Consider the following 3,208-nt stretch of genomic DNA (forward strand, 5'->3'; position numbering starts at 1 on the left):
TGAATCGAGGAGCCGGATGCGGTGGAACGCCACATCCAGATTCCGTTGACGAACAGGCTCGCGCCGACGAACAGGAGAAAAACGGGGAGCATTTTCGGGAACGCTTTCGTGAAATGGTTGTGGCGCCGCGTTGCCGGCGCCACAACCGATTGGCGGTCCGCTAGGAGGCGGAGTTGGTCGTCGGGTCTTGGGCTTCGGACGCGCCCGCTGGTGCGGGGCCGTCCTCCAGGAACCGGTCGAGAACATTGCGCGTCAGCCGGGAGACATTGTTGTCGTAATTGTTGTGCGACAACGAACCGCAGTACGCGATCGAGCTGCAGGACCAGACACCTCCGCCGCCCTGGGTCGGGAAATACGTAATGTCACCACGGACCCGACCGTTTTGCGTCCCGCCGGTACCGGGAACGTTGAAGTACAGTTCCTCGGCGACTTCGAGGTAGACGTCGGTGTGTCCCTCCGACGTCGCGCCGATGACCGTTTCGGGCGGTGTTCCCAGCGAGGCGTCGTAGATGTCTAGTTCCAGTCCGGCGGCGCCGTCGCCCACCAGTCCGAAGTCGCCGATGCGTTCGTGGCGGCCGATTCCGTCGAACATCCAGTCCGCAGCGCCGCCGAGTCCGTCGGCGACGCGGCGGAAGTACGAGGAGACATCGAATCCTTCCGAACCGAAGCCGACCCCGACCAGACGCTGCGGTGCCCGGCCGCGATGCCGCCAGAGGGTGCCGTACTCGCCGGTGAAGGACAGGTGGTACTCGCCCGGCTTGCACTTCCAGGCGTTCGAGCCGTTGCCCTTGCGGACCTCGATCACGCTCGGATCCTCGGGATCGAAGTTGATCACCCAGTAGAAGCCGTTGGCACCGAGATACATCAACCGGCCGCCCTCGGCGGTGTACTCGTGGATCGCATCGAGCATCTGTTCCGAGTAGTACTCGGGATGCGAACCGGTGAGCACGACGCGATAGGGGGCGATCGCGTCCACGCCCTGAAGTTGGAGATCTTCGTCAGTGAGGACATCGAACTCATAACCCAGTTCGGTCAGCCAGTCGATCAGGTGCAAGTCGGCGTTGAACTGCCACAGTGACGGTGACAGCCAGTGCCGAAAGCCAGGCCGCATGTTGAGAATCGGTCGCTGCCGAGTGGAGTACGCGACACCGGATCCGTCGGTGTGCTGATCGTAGGTGGACAGGCCGAACTCGCGGTGCTCGCTGAGCACGATGTTGTTCTGTTCGAGGACGGGAGTCCTGGCGACGAACAGCTGTGCGAGCGGAGCCGAGAGACTCACGTGGTCGTTCGCGTACGCCATGTAGCTGGCCGTGGGCGCCAGAAAACAGATCTTCTTCTCGCTTCCCACCGCGGCTTTGACATAGAACGGGACGTAATCCACGTCGTTGTCGGCGACGAGCCGGGCGGCGTACAGACCGGACGGCAGACCTTCGGGGACGGTGAGGGTGAAGTCGATCTCCCATTCCGCGTCCGCGAGGTCGTCGTCGTGGAAGTGGATAGCGCCGTATTCGGAAGGCGCGTGGATGAAGTTCTGTTCCTTCGCCTGCCAGTTGTAGCCGGTCACCGCCCTGGTAGGCATGTTGACTGCTGTTCCGTGCAGGCTGTGGCGCGACACGTCGGTGATTCGGCGTGGCTGTTTGATGCCCGCCGGCGTGATCTCGGCGTCGAAGTTCCACGCAGCGATTAGGGACGGGCCTCGCGGGTTCTCGATCTGACCTTCGGCATCGGAAGGAGATAGAGCGATCGCGTGCACTCGGGGGCGATCGAGTTTTCCGTTGAAGTGGTTCCCCACGATGATCCGACCGGTGTCGGTGACGTGATCCACCTGTCCGGCGAGAACCAAGGGCGCATCGGTGGAGGCCGGAACCAGCGAGCTGTTCTGACTCACGACCGCGGTGGTCGAGGCGAACGAGGAGGCCACCGCGAAGCGGCTATTGGTCGGCGTGACGACAGGTACCTGGGAAACTGTGAGCGTGCCGTCGGCTGCACGCGAGCCGGTGACCAAGTACCACAGGCCGGAGATCAGCGGTGCCCCGGCACTGAGCCGCTGCGTGTTCCCCGCGCCGTTGCCCACCCACAGCTGGGTTGAGCCGTCCTCACCGATGAACAGTCCAACACCGGCATCGGAGGTACCGTCCCACTTGGTGATCAGGCCTTGGACGCCACGCTCGGGAGTGGTCGGGAATACCAGTGTCTGCACGGTCCACTCGATGGTCAGATCGAGTCGGCGGTGGTGCGGGACTACCACGTGTGATCCGCTGTGCACTCGCTGGATCCGGCCGGGGAAATCGGCGTCGACATGCGTGGCCACCGGCTCGATCTTCTCCCCCGGGCCATCCGGGTTCGTGTCGCCGTGGATGAGCTTGACGATGTCGGCGTGATAGGTGGGGGTTTCACAGCTGACAGCGAAGTCGATCTGCTCCCCTGGACGGGCGGACAGTTGCTTGGAGTAGCCGAGTACCTTCATCGGTCACGCCTCGATTCCATTGAGCAGGCCGTTGTCGCTCAGCCGCTTGACGAAGAGTCCGTGCTCGGCCTCGAAACGATTGGAATATGTGTCATCGAGCAGACGCGGCGGCTGGTGTGGCTCACCGGTAATTTCGGCGATGCGCCACTCCTGATGGGGTACTGTGCAGACGAGGATATATTTGCCGACCATGCTCAAATGGTGTTTGCGGAGGTAGATCAGGACGCGTTCGAGATCATCCGAATGCTTTCCGACAGGCCGCCGGCGATGCTCCTCGATGATGGCACCGGTAATGCGCGGTCTGACCTCGTGGTCGAGGATGTAGTCCTCCACCTGTCGAAAGGCGACCGCCTCTCTCTCGTACTGCTGGGTCAAAGTAGGCAAGGTCATTTCGATCTCCAGATCATTGGGCTGGTATCCGATCCGGTCCGGATCGGCGTGATCGGGGATGCTATGCCGGATTCAACTGATCGTTGCAACACCTCGACCGTGGAGGTGTCGAGGTGGGAATTGGTCCGCAGCAGAAGCGGGTTCGTGAGTACCGGGGCCAGATTCCGTCGCCGGGTCGGCCGACGGTGGCCTGGCGTGAGGATCGGGTGCGGTTCTGGGCGGCGATCGCGCGCGGGGTGATGACCGAGGACGCGGCGGTGGAAGCGGGGGTGTCCTCGCCGGTCGGGTTTCGATGGTTCCGGCATGCTGGCGGCGTGAATCCGCGTTTGCCTCAGTCTGTTTCGGGCCGGC

At 63.0% G+C, this 3,208-nt stretch carries 2 protein-coding genes and 1 pseudogene; 1 reads left to right on the forward strand and 2 read right to left on the reverse strand.

Going from position 1 to position 3,208, the window contains the following annotated elements; translation table 11 throughout:
• Positions 1-160: 160 nt before the first annotated feature.
• Positions 161-2,467, reverse strand: a complete 2,307-nt coding sequence (locus ON27_RS29585) for a N,N-dimethylformamidase beta subunit family domain-containing protein (protein ID WP_043734973.1) — start codon at positions 2,465-2,467, stop codon at positions 161-163.
• Between the two features lie 3 nt (positions 2,468-2,470).
• Positions 2,471-2,857, reverse strand: coding sequence for a N,N-dimethylformamidase alpha subunit family protein (locus tag ON27_RS29590; RefSeq protein ID WP_157227394.1), 387 nt, complete (start codon positions 2,855-2,857; stop codon positions 2,471-2,473).
• Positions 2,858-2,970: 113 nt separating this feature from the next.
• On the opposite strand from ON27_RS29590, the pseudogene ON27_RS41670 reads away from it, so the two are divergent.
• Positions 2,971-3,208: pseudogene (locus tag ON27_RS41670) on the forward strand (IS30 family transposase); the annotation flags it as partial.

It is taken from the genome of Nocardia asiatica NBRC 100129 (assembly GCF_000308415.1).
GTDB classification, from domain to species: domain Bacteria; phylum Actinomycetota; class Actinomycetes; order Mycobacteriales; family Mycobacteriaceae; genus Nocardia; species Nocardia asiatica.

Coding starts and splice junctions, on each gene's coding strand:
- ON27_RS29585 (WP_043734973.1), bottom strand. CDS start 2,467: ATGAAGGTACTCGGCTACTCCAAGCAACTGTCCGCCCGTCCAGGGGAG.
- ON27_RS29590 (WP_157227394.1), bottom strand. CDS start 2,857: ATGACCTTGCCTACTTTGACCCAGCAGTACGAGAGAGAGGCGGTCGCC.